This window comes from Acinetobacter sp. ANC 7912 (assembly GCF_039862785.1).
Taxonomy (GTDB): domain Bacteria; phylum Pseudomonadota; class Gammaproteobacteria; order Pseudomonadales; family Moraxellaceae; genus Acinetobacter; species Acinetobacter thermotolerans.
This window is the reverse complement of sequence record NZ_CP156795.1, coordinates 694,263-712,197: the sequence shown is the minus strand read 5'-3', so window position 1 is coordinate 712,197 and position 17,935 is coordinate 694,263. Positions and strand designations below refer to the sequence as shown.

Below are 17,935 nucleotides of genomic sequence, written 5' to 3'. Positions count from 1 at the left end.
TCAATATGAATCCTCTTGCTTCACTTGCTCCTGCAATCAAAGATATTGCCTCTGCTCAAAAAAATAGTTTCGCAACGACGCAAGCTGTATGGCGGTTTTTAAATAATGATAAAATCTCATTTAAACAATTAAATGAACCTATTCAAAAACTTGCTTGTGATCAGATTAAGACATCGCTGCATCGTTATGCTTTAGTTATTCATGATTGGTCACAAATCCAATATGTGACACATCGTAATAAAACCCAAAAACTCCAAAGGACACATCAGTACGACTCAGGCTATGAATTACAAACGAGCTTACTTGTTGATGCTGCTTCTGGACTACCTGTTGCTCCATTAGCTCAGACCCTTTCTAGTGCTTCAGGTTGCTATTCGACATTCAATGAGCAACAGACCGAACGTAAAACCCATTTAGACTCCCTTTCTGAACAAATTCAAAAAGTTGAACAGTTTCCTCTTGATAAAACCTGCGTACATATTATTGATCGTGAAGGAGATTCCATTGCTCATCTCAGGGAATTAAGCAGTCATGGTTTTCAATGGCTTATTCGAGCAAAGGAAGGAAATCGGATTGAGCATCAGGGTGAAATATGTAAAGTTGGAGAAGTTGCTGAACGTATCGAAATACAGCAAGTGAAACCCATTTCTTATAAGGGTAATCAACATATGCTTTATGTTGGAGAAACCAATGTTCGGCTTACCCGTGCTGCAAAATCAAATAAAAAAGATTGTTTAGGTCAAAGAGTTGCTCCTCAGAAAGGTGCTGCAATTGAGGCTAGACTGATTATTGCGGTGGTTAAAGATATTAATGAAAAGACAGTTGCAAGATGGTCATTGATCAGTAATGTACCAACTGAGATTACCGCAGTAGAACTGACGACTTGGTATTACTGGCGTTGGTCAATCGAATGTTATTTCAAACTTCTCAAGCAAGCAGGCCATGATATTGAGTCATGGCTTCAGACTACGCCAGAAGCGATTTTAAGGCGTTTGCTAATCAGTTGTATGGCTTGTGTGTTGACGTGGAGAGTACAGCGTTGTACAGATGAACAAAATCAGAAAGTCCGTGCATTTTTGACTAGACTTTCAGGTAGACAACAGAAAAGAGGCAAGGTAGAGAGTGCGCCTGCCATATTGGCAGGACTCTCGATTTTACTAAATACTCTTCAACTGCTCTCAGAATATTCAATAGATGAACTGAATGAAATCGCAACTATTGCACTAGGTACCTAAAGATGTGTAGATACCTATGCCTTCAGGGCGGGGATATAAGGCTGCAATCCGCTAGTCCCCCTTGTGGGGATTAGCTAGGATTGCTAATGCGGTGTTTGCTGTTGTTGGATATATTGTTTAATAATCCCAATGGGAGCACCTCCACACGATGCAGCGAAATAACTAGGCGACCACAAAGCATTCCCCCATAATTTGTTTTTAATTTCAGGGTGTTTAGTTCTTAAAATACGACTAGATGCACCTTTTAGGCTGTTAACCAAGCTAGAAATAGCTACTTTTGGTGGATAGTTCACAAGTAAATGAACATGATCATGCTCACCATCAAATTCTACCAACTTAGCTTCAAAGTCTAAGCAAATGCGCTTGAATACTTCATTCATAGTTTCGAGCATAGCTTTGGTAAAAACATCTCTACGATATTTAGCCACAAAGACTAAATGAACGTGCATATTAAAAACACAGTGACGACCTGTTCTAATCTCTTGACTATTATCCATAGACCAAATATATTTTAGTGATGAAGACACTTAAATTACGCATAAAAGACAAACATTGCAAGGTGCTAGACCAATTGGCATCTGAAGTTAATTTTGTCTGGAACTATGTCAATGATTTGTGTTTTAAACACTTGCAAAGAAAACAACAATTCTTTTCAGCTTACGATATTGCTAAATACACGAAAGGTACATCAAAAGAGTGCAATTTGCACAGCCAAACCATACAGGCAGTTGCGGAAGAATTAGTTACTCGAAGAAAGCAATTTAAAAAAGCCAAGCTAAAATGGCGTGTCAGTAACAAAAAAATGCTAGACGTTCTCTCGGTTGGATTCCATTTAAAAAAGTGGCGGTGAAATATGCCGATGGGTATGTCCAATACGGCAAGCATCAATTCAAGCTATGGGACAGTTACGGACTAAGTAAATACAATGTTAAAACAGGCTCGTTTGTCGAGGATAGCCGAGGGCGTTGGTATGTATGTCTTGTGGTTGATTCAATTAAAACAGAGAAAACCACCGCTAAAACCTCAATTGGCATTGATCTAGGACTCAAAGACCTTGCGACTTGCTCAGATGGTGTAAAGTTCAAAGCGCCTAAAATCTATCGTCAATATGAACAAAAACTTGGTATTGCTCAAAGAGCAAGAAATAAAAAACGTGTCAAAGCGATTCATGCCAAGATCAAAAATCTACGTCAAAATATGCTGCATCAATTCAGTCATAAACTGGTGAATGAACATGCAGCCATCTTCGTTGGTAATGTGAATGCCAAAGCATTGGCACAGACAAAATTAGCTAAGTCTGTACTCGATGCAGGTTGGACGACCTTAAGAACCATGCTCAAGTATAAATGCGAGAACGCAGGGGTATGGTATGAAGAAGTCAATGAAGCCTATACCACCCAAACTTGCTCGTGCTGCGGCTCACGCTCCAGTAGTCTGAAAGGTAGAGCAGGACTTGGAATAAGAGAATGGCAGTGTGTGGAGTGCGGTACATTCCACGATAGAGATATAAACTCAGCACTGAATATTCTTGCGCTCGGACATGGGCGTCTCGCAGGAGGAATCTCCGTCCTTTAGGTCGGAGAGGATGTCAAAACTGACGCAAGGCCATAAAGTTCGGACAATCTGCTAGTATTTGTTTATGTTCAAACAAAGCCTTCCCAAATTTATTTTGAATGGTATAGGTATATGCAACCTGATCCTCTTCAAGAACCACCGCATAGGCTTTCACCAAATCTGGCTCTTGGCCTTTTAACAAATCAACCTGCATGCATCCAAACTGTTGCACATGGGTTTGGATTTGTGTCGGTAGTTGATCATCCGCCAAAGTGGTTAATTTCATATAAGTAATAATGTTTGGATACTGATTCAGTATATCCCCTGAAATCGACAGACCACTATTTTCCAAGCGCTGTTTAGTCTGTGCATCCATGTGTAGCTGTTTTAAATTATCTCGCGCTTGCTGCTGAAAGGTATGCTCCCAATATTTTTCAGTGCCGAAAAATAGTCCAGCGATCACTAAAAGTCCACCAACAACAAATTTTATATTCATAGTTTTATCCATAGGTTTTTTTATATTCAAAGTTGTGCAGCTTCTTCAGAAACCGAGGTACTGACTGCTGGTGCTACCATTTCCACTTGGTTATTTTTCTGAGGTGGTGGAACATATTCTTCTCCGGCTTTTAAGGCTCTCATGTGTAAAAAACTTGGGCAATCTGAAAGTTTTTGCTGATGTTGCAGCATCTCCATCCCGAATTTATTTTTTACATTCATATGAAAAATAACCTGATCTTCTTCAATCACATTCAAGACCGCGGTTCGAGACTTGTAATCAAAGTTCTGAAAGGATTCAATTGAGTCTCAAGCTATATTTTTGACATTCTGTTCACTTTTTGCAGAAAGCTTTTTATTTTCATCTTCAAGCCAGCGTGTATAAAAACGGATATTAGGATACTGGTCCAGAATCGTAAGTTCTATCTTTTTTCTTTCAAGGATGGGTTTATACTTCGCTTCTAAAGCTGCAAATTGACCTGATTGAAGTTGCTGACGTGCTTGATCTTCAAGTTGCATCATTTCATATTTCGGATAACCCCAGAAAATCCCCAAGCCGATTACGGCAATTAAAATAAGAATAATGGGCATATTTATAATTTTTCCTGTTATTGGTTTATTTATTCATTAGTCTATTTTTTCTGCGATATTAGAATATTTTTTAAGCAATAGATATCTGTTTTAAAGGCTCTAGACTAGCAAAATGATTATATTAGTCTAGAATCATGATAGAAAACAGTAAATTAAGTCACTACAAGATTAAAAAAATTATTCAATGCTTTTGTGTTGATATTCCTGCTTCCAAAACAGCCTTATTACTCAATTTAAATCGTAATACGATTAACTATTGGTACATGCTTTTTAGAGAAACTATCTATGATCATCAAACAGATTTAAGAGCTAAGTTTGTTGGTTCAATAGAAGTAGATGAAAGCTATTTTGGAGCGAAAAGGCAACGTGGGTTTCATGGAAAGTTAAAGCGTGGTCGTGGGACTCTAAAACAGCCAGTATTTGGAATATTCGAACGTAATGGGCGCGTCTATACTGAAATCGTACCTGACTGTAAAATGAAGACTTTACAAGAGGTTATCATTGGTAAAGTTTCACTTGAGAGTGTGATTTATAGTGATGGATGGCGTGGCTATAATGGTCTTGTTGATGTGGGTTATTCAAAGCATTTTAGGGTAAATCACGGAGCAAATGAGTTTGCTAGAGGAGAATGTCATATAAATGGAATAGAATCATTTTGGAGCTTTTGTAAAAGAAGGCTAGCAAAGTTTAACGGCATATCAAAAGAGTACTTTGATTATCATCTTAAAGAAACTGAATGGCGTTGGATGAGGGAACCTAATGAGTTAGCAACTGAGCTGTGGAACCTCATTAGGTAAAATTAAGTGTAAATCTGCTAGTCTAGAGCCTTTTAAAAAATAATTTTATTCTTTGGGTGAAGATTATCGACTCAAAATATTGATTAAGTCGTTTAAATACTTACCAACTCATACTTACATTCAAAATGAACCATCCTAAATAAAAGACCATTTTTATTTCTCGTGATCAAAAAATAGAAAGACCCGATCAAATCAGCACTTTTTTTGTATTTGCGGGCGGCAATAATTTATTTAGCGACAAAATTCAAGTACACTAGGCTTAACTTTTTACATGCTTTTTCTTTCGATGCGAGATCGAAGAATCAGCCCTTTCATGCCTTTGAAAATTCGCGTGGCTAACAACTGTATATGAATCAAAGCATCCACAATACGATGGAAACTACTCCGCACATCCGTGTTCTGGATGAATGGCAGGAGACGATTCCTGAGGATCTTTATATTCCACCCTCAGCATTTGAAATCCTGCTAGAGCATTTCGAAGGCCCGCTCGACTTTTTAATTTACCTGATCCAGAAAAACGGTTTTGACCTGTTGCAGGTCGATATTGCCCCGATTGCAGCCCAGTATCTCTCTTATATGGATGCCATGAAATCGCTGAATATCGAACTGACAGCCGACTATATGGTGATGGCGGCGTTACTCGCGGATCTAAAATCCCGTTTATTATTACCAAAACCAAAATCAACTTCTCCAACAGAACAAGACCCGAAAAAAGAACTGATCGACCGTCTGGAAAATTATTTACGCATTAAACAGGCCGCAGAACGTCTTGGCAAAATGGACGTTCTGGAACGGGATACTTTTGAGACCAATGTTCACCTAGGCGATTTTATCCAGCCAAATGAAGGTCACAGTGCCGATCTGCTGCGCGATGCCCTGCTGTGTATCTTTAACCGTCCTGAACCAGTCATTCACCAGGTTCAGCAGGAACCGGTATTGCTCGAAGAACGGATCGCCTATATTGAAAGCCGTCTGGACAGTGGTGAAGTGCTGTCATTTGCCGAATTATTAAAACCTAGCCAAGGCCGTATGGGCATGGTAGTCACCTTTATGGCGGTTCTGGAGCTGACCCGCCAGCAGAAAATTCAGATTATTGCTACAGGTATTGAAGCCCCGCTCGCAATTCAAGGAGCACATGCATGACGATTGACCAGAGTTCAGTCTTCACCGCGGAAGACAATTTGCATGAAATTTTAATGCAGTTGGAAGCCATCATTTTTGCGAGTGATTCCCCGGTTTCACTGGCGCGACTGAAAGAAGCCTTTCAGGATCGCTATACAAAGCAGGAACTGAAACAATATCTGCAGCAACTGTCCATGCTGATGCATGGCAGATCGATTGAACTAATTGAAACTGCTCAAGGTTTCCGTTTTCAAGTCCGTGCAAAGTATCGTAATATTATTGCTCAGACATGGCCCGAGCGACCAGCGCGCTTATCGCCTTCATTGCTTGAAACCCTGGCTGTGATTGCCTATCACCAACCGGTGACCCGGGCAGATATAGAACAAATTCGTGGTGTTACAAATAATAGTCAGATTTTGCGTACGCTATTTGACTGGAACTGGATCAAGGAATCCGGTTTTCGTGAACTCCCGGGACGACCTGCGTTGTTAGTGACAACGCCACAATTTTTAAATGCGTTTGGCTTAACCAGTTTAGGCCAATTGCCTCCCCTGCAGGATGCCAAGGAAGCTTTTATGGCCCTCGATGCACATGCACCGAAGTCATAAATAGGTGAACTGTTGATAATTAATTCTAAGGTTATGCTGTCATGAGTGAAAAATTGCAAAAGGTGCTTGCACGTGTTGGTTTGGGTTCTCGCCGTTATATGGAAGAAGTCATTGCCGCTGGTCGTGTAAGTGTGAATGGGCAAATTGCCCAAGTGGGTGAGCGTATCGAACCAGGTGATGAGCTTCGCATCGATGGTCGTAAGGTACAATTCCAGATTGAGGATGAAATCCGTCGTCGCGTACTGATTTACTACAAACCGGAAGGCGAAATCTGTTCACGTAACGACCCTGAACAACGTCCAACTGTATTCGACAACCTGCCTGTGCTGGCAAATGACCGCTGGGTAATGGTGGGTCGTCTGGATATCAACTCCACTGGTCTTCTGCTTTTCACAAATGACGGTGAACTGGCCAACCGCTTAATGCACCCTTCTAATGAAATCGAACGTGAATATGCAGTTCGTGTCATGGGTGAAGTGACACCTGAGCTAAAAAATAACATGCTCAATGGCGTGGTGTTAGATGACGGCCCAGCAAAATTCGAATCATTCTCTGAACTCGGTGGTGACGGGATCAACCGTTGGTATCAAGTTGTCGTGAAAGAAGGTCGTAACCGTGAGGTTCGTCGTATCTTTGAATCTCAAGGTCTGAAAGTAAGCCGTCTGCTGCGTACCCGTTACGGCACCGTGATCCTGCCACGTGAACTGCGTACTGGTCGCTGGATGGAACTGGATAAACAAGACATCGATAACCTGGCAAAATCAGTTGAGCTGAAACCACGCCAAGGTACTGGTCTGTACGGTATGGCGAAACGCCGCTCTGAACGTATGCAGGAAAAACCAATGGCAGCACGTCGTGGTGGTTTCCTCCGTCAGCAGCGCCGTGACAATGACGAGCCAAATAATTCTAGTCGTGATCAACGTCGTGAAGGCGGTTTTGGTCGTCGTGATCAAGGTCCACAATTTGGCCGTCGAGAAAACCAGAATGGCACCCAGTTTGCCCGTCGTGACAACCGTCAGGATCAAGGTTTTGGCCGTCGTGAAGAACGTGATGAAAATGCACCACGTCGTCCGTATGGTTTTAACAAGGGCTTTAACAAATTTTAATAGCCTTTAAAGACAGATTAAAATAGAGTCACTTCGGTGGCTCTTTTTTTACCATTTATTTTAAAAATAAAAATGACGACAAAAATGACAAAACATTATTACACACAGGCTATGAACCATCCTTATCCTTTATTTTTTATGGCGCATACCCTGTTTCTGTTCTTTCTATTCCATTATTCAGTTTGGCAAAGAGAGGATCCAAACCGTAGTTCACTTCCCTTCTCCGAGATACAATTTTTTCAGGATTTCTTTACCCAAACTTTATATTATCTCGATCCATTCATCACCAGCGTGATTCTATTGCTAGCTTTCTGGGTTCTGTGTTCGAACATTATTGAATCCAAACGCATGCTATATATTTCTGATGAACACATTTCATGGATGATTTTTGGTTATCGCTATAAAACTGTTGTACGATGCCAGTATATTCAGAAAATTCAATATATTGAAATCCCACCTAAAGATAAAAATCAAACCGTGTTATTACGCTTTAAAACTCCCGATAATGAATACGACCTCAAACTAAGTTTATTTGATGAGACCACTAAACAATCAATCCTAGAACAATTATCCAAATACGAACCAAACTTATTTGGCAATCGCATGTCAAAATCCTAGATGATATAAAAAAATCCCGCACAAGGCGGGATGAGAAGCTAAGTTTCAATCTTACATCTGCGATTGAATATAGTTTTGCAAACCGATCAGCTCAATCAAGCGTAACTGTTTTTCTAACCAGTAAGTATGGTCTTCTTCCGTATCTGACATTTGTTGACGCAGCATGTCACGGGTTACGTAGTCACCCTTCTCTTCACACAGTTTTACGCCTGCAGCAAGTTTCTGACGAACTTCATATTCCAGTTTCAGGTCAGCTTTCAGACAGCTCACCACATCTTCACCGATTTCGATATCGTCACGCTGCATGTTTGGGGTACCTTCCAAGAACAGCACACGGCGAATGATCGCATCTGCATGCTGGGCTTCTTCCTGCATTTCGTGATCAATACGTTCAAAGATTTTGGTCAAGCCCCAATCTTCATACATACGTGAGTGGATCAGGTACTGGTCGCGAGCAGCCAGTTCGCCACCGATCAACATATTTAAATAATCTACGACTTCTGGATTACCACGCATTTTTATAACTCCATACCTTTATGGACTTATTATGGAGAAAAGCATCCAGATTTGCAAAATAAAATTTTCGTAAATATATGATTTTTAAATAATTAAAATGAGAAGTACTTTCATTTACAGTTTGCATGACTTTAAATCCTATTTATAAAACAAGGCGTTGCAAATTTCATTCGGAAGCAGCTGGCCAATCTGGAGCAAAATTTCCGAATGTTAAATTTTGTAAGATCTGTGACCGATTCGACTTTTCATTGCTGAATATTTCTAAAAATTCCGACGTCTTAGTCCTTTAAATGCTATTGTTTCTTACACTTAGCATAGAAAACACTATAACAATCGGGTAATTATGACGACTTCAGAATCACAGTCACCTGTACTGGTCACAGGCGCATCCGGCTATATTGCTAGCTGGGTAATTGAAAAATTGCTTAAACTGGGTCATACCGTACATGCCACCGTCCGTAATTTGAATAAAACCAGTAGTTATCAGCATTTACAAAAAATTGCCGCGGCCAGTCCCGGCGAACTGAAACTGTTCCAGGCCAATCTGCTAGAAGCATCTTCCTTTGATGAAGCCATGCAGGGCTGCGAAATCGTGTTCCATATGGCCTCGCCTTTTGTAGTAACCAATTACAAGGATGCCGTCAAAGACATCATTGAGCCAGCCGTATTTGGCACTGAAAATGTCTTGGCCAGTGCCAATAAAACTGAATCCGTGAAACGTGTGGTTCTGACTTCGAGTATTGCCGCGACCTATGGCGATGCGATCGATATCAAACAAACAGAAAACAACTGTTTTGATGAATCCCATTGGAACACCACCAGCTCTGAATCGCATCAATCCTACCCCTATTCCAAAGTCGCTGCGGAACGTAAAGCCTGGCAAATGGCGGAAGCACAAAATCGATGGGAGCTGGTCTGTATTAATCCTGCTCTGGTGTTTGGTAAATCCTTAACACCCAATACTCAATCTGGCAGCGTTGAAGTATTACAACAATTTGCTAATGGCATGACCTTACTCGGCGTTCCTCCAATGTGGAACGGGGTGGTAGATGTGCAGGATGTAGCAGAAGCCCATATTCGTGCCGCCTTTAATCCGGATGCCCATGGCCGTTATATCATCTGTGCTGAAACCATGAGTTTACTGGAAATGGGCAAAATCCTGCGTGAAGCCTTTGGTTCAAAATTCCCATTTCCTCGCAACCAGTTACCCAAAGCAGCCTTTAAACTTTTTGGCCCATTTGCCGGATTTAGCCGCGAGTTTGTGGAAAAGAATATGGGGATTCCAATCTATTTTAATGCCCAGAAAAGTAAAGATGAACTAGGGATGGAGTATCGCCCAGTGAAGGAAAGCCTAGTTGAGCACTTCCAGCAACTACTGGATGATGGTGTAGTGAAAAAATATATTCCTTAATTGTACTAGCTCAAACCTGATCTGGCAGTTACCGATTTTTTATTGTGTCTGTCAGATTAAATTTGAGCTACTACACCGACTTATGCGCCCACAGGCTCACTATCCCTGCCTAAAAACAAGCTAAGCAGAAGTCCAACGCGCATTTTTCCACGCTTGCTGTTGCTTTGCATCTAGAAAAGTCCAAGCCACAAAACGACTCTCTTTTTGCCCCTGCGTCATTTTAATGGTTTTTACATCCACTGCACCGCACTTACGCAAGGTATTTAACAGCATAGGCAATGTGGTTTTCTTAGAAACCAGTGTACTAAACCAAAGACATTGCTCAGCAAACTGTGTGCTCTCTTGTACCATCTGGCAAACAAAGCGTTCTTCTCCACCCTCACACCACAGCTCGTTCTTTTGTCCGCCAAAGTTTAACACCCCTTTAGACTGATCAACCAGTTTGCCAAGTTTGCGTAATTTTTGCGTTGCTGTGGCATTTGCTTCATCTTGCGAAGCATGAAATGGTGGGTTACACAGCGTTAAATCAAAACGATCTGAAGGTTTAATCACACCTTTGAAGATATTGCTTGGTGTCTTTTGCAATCGAATCTGAACCCCCTTCCTGAGATTTGGATTTGCCTCCACAATAAATTGAGCACTTTTAACCGATGCCGAATGAATGTCTGAGCCGACAAATTTCCAACCATAACTACGATGCCCAATGATCGGATAAATACAGTTTGCGCCCACCCCAATATCTAACACCTGAACTGCACGCCCTGTTGGAATCTGGCCGTTATTATCGTCACTTAACAGGTCAGCCAAATAGTGAATATAGTCGGCTCTACCCGGAATAGGTGGACAAAGATAATCTTGAGGAATATCCCAATATTGAATGCCATAAAAATGCTTCAGCAATGCTTTATTGAGCATTTTCACAGCCAATGGATCAGAAAAATTGACTGAAAGATCGTTGTATTGATTTAGGCTGATAAAAGGTGCAAGTTCCGGACAACTCTTGATTAACTGAGGAAAATTATAACGACTGCGATGCAGATTTCGTGCATGTAATTGCGATTTTTGTTGCGGAAAAGATTTCTTTGCTTGCGCCATGTGTATGCCAATAAATCAAAGGGAGAACAGAATCGATAAGGCAGGATCTATACCTGCAAATGAATCGATATTGTACGTGAATCCAACTCACATTGCCGACCCTGTCCTTGTATCTGTCTATCCTACACCTCTCTTATTCACCTATAGTTTTGAATTGGAAATAAAAAAGACACCTAAGATTCCTCATCCTCGGTGTCTTTTTCAGTCATTTTTAGAAAGATCAGCCTTCGATTTGACCATGTTCTTTCATGAGCGCAATAAACTGTTCTTCATTGATCACAGGTACACCGAGTTTTTCTGCTTTATCGAGCTTAGAGCCAGCTTTTTCACCTGCAACGACACATTTGGTCTTGCTAGAGACACTGCCACTGACACGTGCACCCAAGGCTTGCAGTAATTGCGTCGCGTCATCACGCCCCATAGAACTTAAAGTGCCTGTCACCACCCAGCTTTCGCCATTCAGTGGTTGGCGCGTTGGTGCAATTGGCGCATCCCAATGAATGCCGGCAGCCAATAAGCGATCCAGTACTTCCAGGTTATGTGGTGCCTGGAAGAAATCGACAATCCATTCTGCAGTGATGTCACCCACATCTGGGGTTTTCTTGAGTGCTTCCACATCAGCATTGCGTAAAGTCTCCAGAGTCTGGAAAGTATTTGCCAGCATACGGGCTGTAGTTTCCCCAACACCACGAATACCCAGTGCATAGATGAACGCTGCCAGTGTGGTTTTCTTACTGTTCTCAATCGCATCCAGCAGGTTCTGAACCGATTTTTCACCCATTTTTTCAATCTGTAGCAACTGTTCACGATGCTCATGCAGATGATAAATATCCGCGACATCTCTCAACAGATTCAGGTGCAACAGCGATTCCACCCAGCGATCGCCCAAACCTTCAATATCCATGGCTTTGCGCGATACAAAGTGGCGAATGGTCTCGATGCGCTGCGCGGCACAATATAGCTCACCAGAACAACGAGCCAGTGCTTCACCTTCGGGCATTACCACCGGAGAACCACAGACTGGACAGGTAGCTGGCAACTGTACTTCTACTGCATCAACAGGGCGAAATTCCGGCCAGACCTTTTCTACTTTCGGAATTACGTCACCACTACGGTATACGCTGACGGTATCACCAATGCGTACATCCAGACGGTGAATTTCACCAATATTGTGTAAGGTCACATTGGAAACCGTTACCCCACCGACTGCGACCGGATTGAGACGCGCTACTGGAGTTAAGGTTCCGGTACGGCCGACCTGCCAGTCAATATTTTCTACTGTAGTTAAGGCAGCCACTGCCGGGAATTTATAGGCAGTCGCCCAACGAGGTTCACGGCTCAGGAAGCCCAGCTGTTTCTGCTGTTTCAGGTCATTAACCTTGATCACCATCCCGTCGATTTCTACGCTCAGGTTTGGACGTTCTTCAATGATCTGCTTATAGAACTGCTGTACATCTTCAATATTGTCACAGACAAAATGACGTTCACCTACTGCAAAACCAAAGTGTTCCAACCATTCCAGACTCTCAGACATGGTACTCAGACCATGATGCGGCACACATTGGGCAATGCCATAGGCATAGAAAGCCAACGGGCGTGATGCAGCAATATTTGGATCGAGCTGACGCAAACTGCCTGCAGCTGCATTACGAGGATTAGCAAAGGTCTTTTCACCTTTAGCCAGATTCTCGGCGTTCAGCTTTTCAAAACCAGACTTTGGGATCAGTACTTCACCACGGACTTCCAGCAGATCTGGGACTTTGCACTTTCCATCACATAATACTTTTGGCAGGTTACGAATAGTTTTGACATTCTGAGTAATATCTTCACCAGTTTCTCCATCACCACGGGTTACGCCACGGACTAGCACACCATTTTCATACCACAGGGAAATCGCCAGACCGTCAAATTTCAGCTCGACATCATATTCAATTTTCTGGTTTGGCAGACGCTCTTCAATACGGCGGGCAAAGGCAAACAGTTCTTCTTTGTTAAATACGTTGCCCAAAGACAGCATCGGCACGGCATGGGTTACGGTAACAAATTTCGAAAGCGGCTGACCACCGACACGATTGGTTGGCGTATCTGGTTGAACCAGTGCTGGATATTGTTGTTCTAAAGCTTTGAGCTGATGAAAGAGCTGATCGTATTCACTGTCCTCAATCGTAGGCTGATCCATCACATAATAGGCATGGTTATGCTGGGCAATCAGTTGAATCAGCTGGCGCATTTGCGCAACGACAGTGGCTTCCTGTGTCATAGTTTCACCATAAAAAAGGGCGGAAAACCCGCCCTGTATATTCTTCAGTTTTGGCTATTATAAAAATCGAAATGTCCAGTTTCAATACAGAAACTTAGACTTCAGCAGGTTGTCCTGCACGGTAATCAATCGCCTGATGGCGCCAGAATTCACGCAGTTGTGGGGTGAATTCCTGCTGGTTCTGGTCATAGACAATACCATCAATTTCACGGGCAATTAAACGTGAAATGCTGTCCATGGTGTCAAAAGCATTTTGTACATCGCTATGTGGCAATGCCAGGAAGAATGCCAGACCTTTAACTTCTTCAGTCGAAAGTGTTTCCAGATCAAAACCTTCCATGCCGGTATCGGTAATTTGCAGAACCGAGAACAGCAGCTTAGAACCGTCTTCACTATAACGGTGGAAACATGCTAGCTCGCCATAACGCAGACCGTATTTCAGCAACACTTTCAGCGTTTTCTCCCCAGACAGTGCACGACCTTGCGGGAATACGCTCAGGGAAATAATGCTTTCAGCATTCGCCAGTGCACATTCATCATCGACCACTTTCTGTTCATGCAGATGCGCATCCAGAATACTGCTTTCATCATCAAATTCAGAAATTTCAGCTTTTTCAATATTGCTGTTCAGGCTGAATTCAGCAGCTGTGGCTTCAGGTTCTGTAACAGATGCTTCTTCTTTTTTCGCTTCAGCTACTGGTGCGGTTTCTTCAGCTTTAGCTACTTCTGGTTCAGCTTCATCAATGACTGGCGTATCCAGTGGGCTTACAGCCTTAGGCGCTTCTTTGGCAGGTTCAGCTTTGACCGCCTCTTGCTGTTCAGTCGCATTTTCCACAATTTCAGTATTTAAGCTTGGCTCAACACGTGCAGCCTCTGCTTCCTGCTTGGCCAGTTGTGCACGTACATGACGCGGAATCACTGGTATCTGGCTGTCTGGATCAATATGTAGCTCTGAATCCAGTGAGGGTACTGCATCAGCAGGTTTTTTCATGATCATTCGAATGCCCAGGAGCATGATCACGACTGCGACAACAATCCCGATAATAGTAGTGATTTCCATTTTTTATGCCTCCGCCGCTAAGCCGTATTCTTCTGCCTGTTCCAAATTCACTGTAACCAGTTTAGAGGTGCCCGGTTCAGGCATGGTCACACCCAAGAGATCTGTTGCCATCATCATTGCAAGCTTATTATGTGTGATGTAAATAAATTGCACTTGTTCTGAAAGCTCTTTGACTAAATTACAAAAACGTCCCACGTTCGCATCATCCAACGGCGCATCGACTTCATCGAGCACACAGAAAGGCGCAGGGTTAAGACGGAAAATCGCAAACACCAGAGCCAGTGCGGTTAATGCTTTTTCACCACCGGACAATAAAGCCAATGAACTGTTACGTTTACCCGGTGGTCGTGCCATCAGTTTTACACCTGATTGCCATCCATCTTCAAGACTTAAACTCGCTTCACCACCATTAAATATTTTCGGGAACAGGTTCTGCAGTTCTGCATTGACCTGATCGAAGGTGGTCATGAACAGTTTGCGGGTTTCCTGGTCGATGCTCTTCATCGCCGCCTGCAACTGTTCAACGGTTTTTTCCAAGTCCTGAATCTGATGGCTCAGCTCATTATAGCGTGCTGAAACCTCTTCATATTCTTCAGATGCTGCAAGATTCACCGCTCCGAGCTTGTCGAACTGTGATTGGGCTTTCTCCAGCTTGGATTGATGCGATTTCACCTCAATGTTCAGGCCAGTAATCACTTCACTATTCAATTCTTTAAGTTGCTCAGAATAATGTTGCAGGTCAGATTTAGCTGCCTGCCAGGCCAGTCGTTTCAATTCCAGCTCATTACGCAGTTTTTCATCCTGCTGCTGGAACTGGTGGCGCTGTTCAGTCAGTTGCTGCTGTTTGCTTTGTACCTGATTCAGCTCCACCTGCCATTCTGACCAGGTTTTCTGCAGCTTCGCGGTCAATTCAGCCTGCTGCTGGTACTGACTTTCTAGATACGGCAATTCCAGCTGTACCGGATCAATAAATTTCTTGGCCTGATCGATTTGACTAATAATCTGTTGATATTGCTCTTTTAAGAATACCCGGTCTTTTTCCAGCAATTCGACCTGTTGTTTGGATTGCACTGACTGGCGACGGGTAATTTCCAGTTCCTGCTGGGCATGCTGAGTTTGCTGCTGGCTATCTTCCAATTGTGCAGTCAGCTCATCTAACTGGAATTGCAAGGTTTTATAGTTTGGTAGAGCCTGTTCCAGTTTAAGATTCAGTGCATGCAGATCAATTTCCAGATCATCTTTCTGCATCGCATCTTCTTCTAGCTGTTCATCCAGTTGCTGAAGCTGATTTTGTAATTGCTGCTTTTGTACAGCAAAAGCCTGTGCTGCACTTTGAACTTTGGCAATATTCAGATCCAGCTGTTGCAGCTGTTTTTGTGCCTGTTGCTGCTGGCTGGTGATCTGCTGTAGCTGAGTTTGTAGCGCTGTGAGCTGTTCTTTTGATTCAGTAACTTGCTGTTCAACGAGCTGGAATTGTTCTTCCAATTGAATCATTTGCTGCTCGATTTCATCCAAGCGGATCCGGTGACTCAATGCACCCTGTCCAGCTTGGCTTGCTTCATCAAATTCCAGCCCAATCACCCAGTCTGGACCGACATGGTAAGCGTCTAAACTCAGGGTTGATTGACCCGGCTGTAATTGGCTTTGTAGTTGTAGTGCCTGTTGCAAGGTCTCGACTACCGCTACTTGCTGCCAGAGTGAATATTGCGGCTCTTCAATCCAGTCCGCCAAGCACTGTGCCTTGTCCAGCTGGATTTTTACTGTGCTTTGCTGTGCTTTGAGCTGACGGGCCGTATTTTCCAGGAAATTCTCTGAATCTGAGAGCACCTGAGCGGACAGCCATTTCGCCAGGAATTTTTCGATCAGGCTAGCATGCGCTTTGCCCTGATCATTCAGTTTCAGTACATGCATCAGTTGCATAGCATCGGCTTTGGCAGCCGGATTCGCTTTGGCTAACAGCTGGGACAGATTTTTCTTTTCCGCATTCAGCACCTGCAGCTCAGATTTCAGCTGCATCTGCTGTTGCTGCTGTTCATCATGCGTCTGTTTGACCTGTTCCAGCTGCTGGCTCAATTCAGCTCGTTGGCCTTCTAATGAAGTAAGCTGCTGTTCAGCTTCTACTTTTTCCTGCTGGTACTGTTCCAGCTCATCCTGCTGCGCCCGATTCTGGATCTGTGCCGCCTGTTGTTGCAAAGTTTCTTTTTGCTGCTCGATGCGGGCAATATTTTTTGCCAGTTGTTCGCTTTGCGCCAGCATCTGCATCTTGCGCTGCTGTTGCTGTTCAACCTGAGTTTTGACCTGGGCAAACTGCGCTGCCACAGCTGCCTGTTGGTTTTTTAGTTCCTGCAGACCTTGCTGCTGGTTCTGACTGAGGCCTTCCTGTTGTTGTAATTGGGAAGTTTGGTTTTCTAACTGTTCCTGCAGCGTATCCAGCTGCAGTTCAATCAGTTGTAGGCGTTCTTTGGTTTGTACTTTTTGTTGTTCGAGTTGCACCAGACTGGTTGAGTTTTGTTCCAGCAAAGACTGTTTTTGCTTCAGGTTCATTTCCAGTTCAGCCAGCTTTTTCTCAGCCTGCTGCCATTCATTCTGTAATGGCGTAGACTGCTGGATCAGACGCTGGAACAGTTCACTGGTCGCGCCCAGATCATGCTCAACTGTGGTCAACTCAGAACGCACCAGCTTAAAGCTTTCACCAAGGGTGTTCATCTCGACCGTATATTCTTCCTGTAGTCGCTGGCTTTGCTCGCACTGGAATGACAGGATTTCAATTTTCAGGGTACGGATCTGTCCTTCGAGTTCTTTATATTGAATCGCAGTTTCGGACTGGCGTTTTAAGGTTTTGAGCTGGGATTTTAATTCAGAGGCAATATCTTCCAGACGCGACAGATTCTGGGTAGTGTGTTCCAGATGCTGCATAGTTTCGCGACGGCGTGCCTGATAACGTGATACGCCAGCAGCTTCTTCAATATAAACCCGCATTTCTTCTGGCTTGGCATCGACCAGACGGTTAATCATGCCCTGTTCGATAATGGCATAAGAACGTGGCCCCAGACCGGTACCCAGGAAAATATCGGTGATGTCACGACGGCGGCATTTGGTGCCATTCAGGAAATATTCAGACTTGCCATCGCGATTGACCTGACGGCGGACTGCCAGCTCGTTATAAGCATTATAAGCACCGCCGAGTTTGCCGTAGGTATTTTCAAAGCGCAGCTCGACACTGGCCACCCCGACCGGTTTACGTTTTGCAGTACCGGTAAAAATCACGTCCTGCATGCTACCACCACGCAACTGGCGTGCACTGGATTCCCCCATCACCCAACGGATCGCATCGATGACGTTGGATTTCCCACATCCATTCGGTCCTACAACGGCGGTACGGTTATCTTTAAAATGTAAAGTCGTGCTATCGGCAAAAGATTTGAAGCCTGAAAGTTTTAAACTGCTTAAACGCATAATGTCCTGAG

15 protein-coding genes and 2 pseudogenes are annotated in these 17,935 nt (G+C 43.4%); 8 read left to right on the top strand and 9 right to left on the bottom strand.

The window, feature by feature from the left end; all coding sequences use genetic code 11:
• Positions 1–5 precede the first annotated feature (5 nt).
• Entirely contained in the window at positions 6–1,235 is a 1,230-nt protein-coding gene (locus ABEF84_RS03605) for a transposase (RefSeq protein WP_168419539.1), read from the top strand.
• 83 nt (positions 1,236–1,318) lie between these two features.
• On the opposite strand, the gene tnpA is transcribed toward ABEF84_RS03605, so the two are convergent.
• Positions 1,319–1,732 carry an IS200/IS605 family transposase gene (gene tnpA / locus ABEF84_RS03600; RefSeq protein ID WP_075167884.1) on the bottom strand — a complete coding sequence of 138 codons (414 nt, stop codon included), beginning with the start codon at positions 1,730–1,732 and terminating at the stop codon, positions 1,319–1,321.
• 20 nt (positions 1,733–1,752) lie between these two features.
• Here tnpA and ABEF84_RS03595 point away from each other — a divergent pair.
• Positions 1,753–2,810: pseudogene (locus ABEF84_RS03595) on the top strand (RNA-guided endonuclease InsQ/TnpB family protein).
• A gap of 13 nt (positions 2,811–2,823) precedes the next feature.
• On the opposite strand, the gene ABEF84_RS03590 reads toward ABEF84_RS03595, so the two are convergent.
• Genes ABEF84_RS03590 through ABEF84_RS03580 form a run of 3 tightly spaced genes read right to left on the bottom strand, consistent with a single transcriptional unit; the run spans position 2,824 to position 3,875 of the window.
• Positions 2,824–3,285 (bottom strand): hypothetical protein, encoded by a 462-nt coding sequence (locus ABEF84_RS03590; RefSeq protein ID WP_034584899.1) that lies wholly within the window; start codon positions 3,283–3,285, stop codon positions 2,824–2,826.
• A gap of 26 nt (positions 3,286–3,311) precedes the next feature.
• Positions 3,312–3,536 carry a hypothetical protein gene (locus ABEF84_RS03585; protein ID WP_227504135.1) on the bottom strand — a complete coding sequence of 75 codons (225 nt, stop codon included), beginning with the start codon at positions 3,534–3,536 and terminating at the stop codon, positions 3,312–3,314.
• Positions 3,537–3,593: 57 nt separating this feature from the next.
• Positions 3,594–3,875: a hypothetical protein gene (locus ABEF84_RS03580; protein ID WP_227504136.1), complete on the bottom strand. Its 282-nt coding sequence runs from the start codon at positions 3,873–3,875 to the stop codon at positions 3,594–3,596.
• A 134-nt stretch (positions 3,876–4,009) separates the two neighbouring features.
• Between ABEF84_RS03580 and ABEF84_RS03575 the strand changes: the two genes are divergently transcribed.
• The 5 genes and pseudogenes from ABEF84_RS03575 to ABEF84_RS03555 all read left to right on the top strand — a co-directional run bounded on the left by ABEF84_RS03575 (position 4,010) and on the right by ABEF84_RS03555 (position 8,126).
• Positions 4,010–4,672, top strand: coding sequence for an IS1595-like element ISAcra1 family transposase (locus ABEF84_RS03575; RefSeq protein ID WP_004783898.1), 663 nt, complete (start codon positions 4,010–4,012; stop codon positions 4,670–4,672).
• Between the two features lie 348 nt (positions 4,673–5,020).
• Positions 5,021–5,815: a ScpA family protein gene (locus ABEF84_RS03570; RefSeq protein ID WP_034582723.1), complete on the top strand. Its 795-nt coding sequence runs from the start codon at positions 5,021–5,023 to the stop codon at positions 5,813–5,815.
• Positions 5,812–6,402 carry an SMC-Scp complex subunit ScpB gene (scpB, locus tag ABEF84_RS03565; protein WP_034582725.1) on the top strand — a complete coding sequence of 197 codons (591 nt, stop codon included), beginning with the start codon at positions 5,812–5,814 and terminating at the stop codon, positions 6,400–6,402. Before ABEF84_RS03570 ends, scpB begins: the two co-directional genes overlap by 4 nt.
• Positions 6,403–6,443: 41 nt before the next feature.
• A pseudogene (gene rluB / locus ABEF84_RS03560) lies at positions 6,444–7,346 on the top strand (23S rRNA pseudouridine(2605) synthase RluB); the annotation flags it as partial.
• Between the two features lie 246 nt (positions 7,347–7,592).
• Positions 7,593–8,126 (top strand): hypothetical protein, encoded by a 534-nt coding sequence (locus ABEF84_RS03555; protein WP_034582728.1) that lies wholly within the window; start codon positions 7,593–7,595, stop codon positions 8,124–8,126.
• A gap of 51 nt (positions 8,127–8,177) precedes the next feature.
• Here ABEF84_RS03555 and bfr read toward each other — a convergent pair whose 3' ends face one another.
• The gene (gene bfr / locus ABEF84_RS03550) at positions 8,178–8,642 is read right to left on the bottom strand and encodes a bacterioferritin (protein WP_034582731.1); all 465 of its coding nucleotides are present in this window, start codon (positions 8,640–8,642) and stop codon (positions 8,178–8,180) included.
• 343 nt (positions 8,643–8,985) lie between these two features.
• Here bfr and ABEF84_RS03545 point away from each other — a divergent pair, with 343 nt between their 5' ends.
• The gene (locus ABEF84_RS03545; RefSeq protein ID WP_034582733.1) at positions 8,986–10,053 is read left to right on the top strand and encodes an aldehyde reductase; all 1,068 of its coding nucleotides are present in this window, start codon (positions 8,986–8,988) and stop codon (positions 10,051–10,053) included.
• A 120-nt stretch (positions 10,054–10,173) separates the two neighbouring features.
• On the opposite strand, the gene rlmF is transcribed toward ABEF84_RS03545, so the two are convergent.
• The 4 genes from rlmF to smc form a co-directional block, all read right to left on the bottom strand.
• Entirely contained in the window at positions 10,174–11,148 is a 975-nt protein-coding gene (gene rlmF, locus ABEF84_RS03540) for a 23S rRNA (adenine(1618)-N(6))-methyltransferase RlmF (protein ID WP_034582736.1), read from the bottom strand.
• A 220-nt stretch (positions 11,149–11,368) separates the two neighbouring features.
• A complete protein-coding gene (gene ligA / locus ABEF84_RS03535; protein WP_034582738.1) occupies positions 11,369–13,408 on the bottom strand; it encodes an NAD-dependent DNA ligase LigA in 2,040 nt (679 codons plus the stop codon).
• A 94-nt stretch (positions 13,409–13,502) separates the two neighbouring features.
• Positions 13,503–14,468 (bottom strand): cell division protein ZipA C-terminal FtsZ-binding domain-containing protein, encoded by a 966-nt coding sequence (locus tag ABEF84_RS03530; protein ID WP_034582741.1) that lies wholly within the window; start codon positions 14,466–14,468, stop codon positions 13,503–13,505.
• A gap of 3 nt (positions 14,469–14,471) precedes the next feature.
• On the bottom strand, positions 14,472–17,924 hold the full coding sequence (gene smc / locus ABEF84_RS03525; RefSeq protein ID WP_347453594.1) for a chromosome segregation protein SMC: 3,453 nt from the start codon (positions 17,922–17,924) through the stop codon (positions 14,472–14,474).
• Between the last annotated feature and the right edge of the window lie 11 nt (positions 17,925–17,935).

Coding starts and splice junctions, on each gene's coding strand:
- tnpA (WP_075167884.1), bottom strand. CDS start 1,732: ATGGATAATAGTCAAGAGATTAGAACAGGTCGTCACTGTGTTTTTAAT.
- smc (WP_347453594.1), bottom strand. CDS start 17,924: ATGCGTTTAAGCAGTTTAAAACTTTCAGGCTTCAAATCTTTTGCCGAT.
- ABEF84_RS03545 (WP_034582733.1), top strand. CDS start 8,986: ATGACGACTTCAGAATCACAGTCACCTGTACTGGTCACAGGCGCATCC.
- ABEF84_RS03530 (WP_034582741.1), bottom strand. CDS start 14,468: ATGGAAATCACTACTATTATCGGGATTGTTGTCGCAGTCGTGATCATG.
- ABEF84_RS03570 (WP_034582723.1), top strand. CDS start 5,021: ATGAATCAAAGCATCCACAATACGATGGAAACTACTCCGCACATCCGT.
- ABEF84_RS03580 (WP_227504136.1), bottom strand. CDS start 3,875: ATGCCCATTATTCTTATTTTAATTGCCGTAATCGGCTTGGGGATTTTC.
- ABEF84_RS03555 (WP_034582728.1), top strand. CDS start 7,593: ATGACAAAACATTATTACACACAGGCTATGAACCATCCTTATCCTTTA.
- ABEF84_RS03590 (WP_034584899.1), bottom strand. CDS start 3,285: ATGAATATAAAATTTGTTGTTGGTGGACTTTTAGTGATCGCTGGACTA.
- scpB (WP_034582725.1), top strand. CDS start 5,812: ATGACGATTGACCAGAGTTCAGTCTTCACCGCGGAAGACAATTTGCAT.
- ligA (WP_034582738.1), bottom strand. CDS start 13,408: ATGACACAGGAAGCCACTGTCGTTGCGCAAATGCGCCAGCTGATTCAA.
- rlmF (WP_034582736.1), bottom strand. CDS start 11,148: ATGGCGCAAGCAAAGAAATCTTTTCCGCAACAAAAATCGCAATTACAT.
- ABEF84_RS03575 (WP_004783898.1), top strand. CDS start 4,010: ATGATAGAAAACAGTAAATTAAGTCACTACAAGATTAAAAAAATTATT.
- ABEF84_RS03605 (WP_168419539.1), top strand. CDS start 6: ATGAATCCTCTTGCTTCACTTGCTCCTGCAATCAAAGATATTGCCTCT.
- bfr (WP_034582731.1), bottom strand. CDS start 8,642: ATGCGTGGTAATCCAGAAGTCGTAGATTATTTAAATATGTTGATCGGT.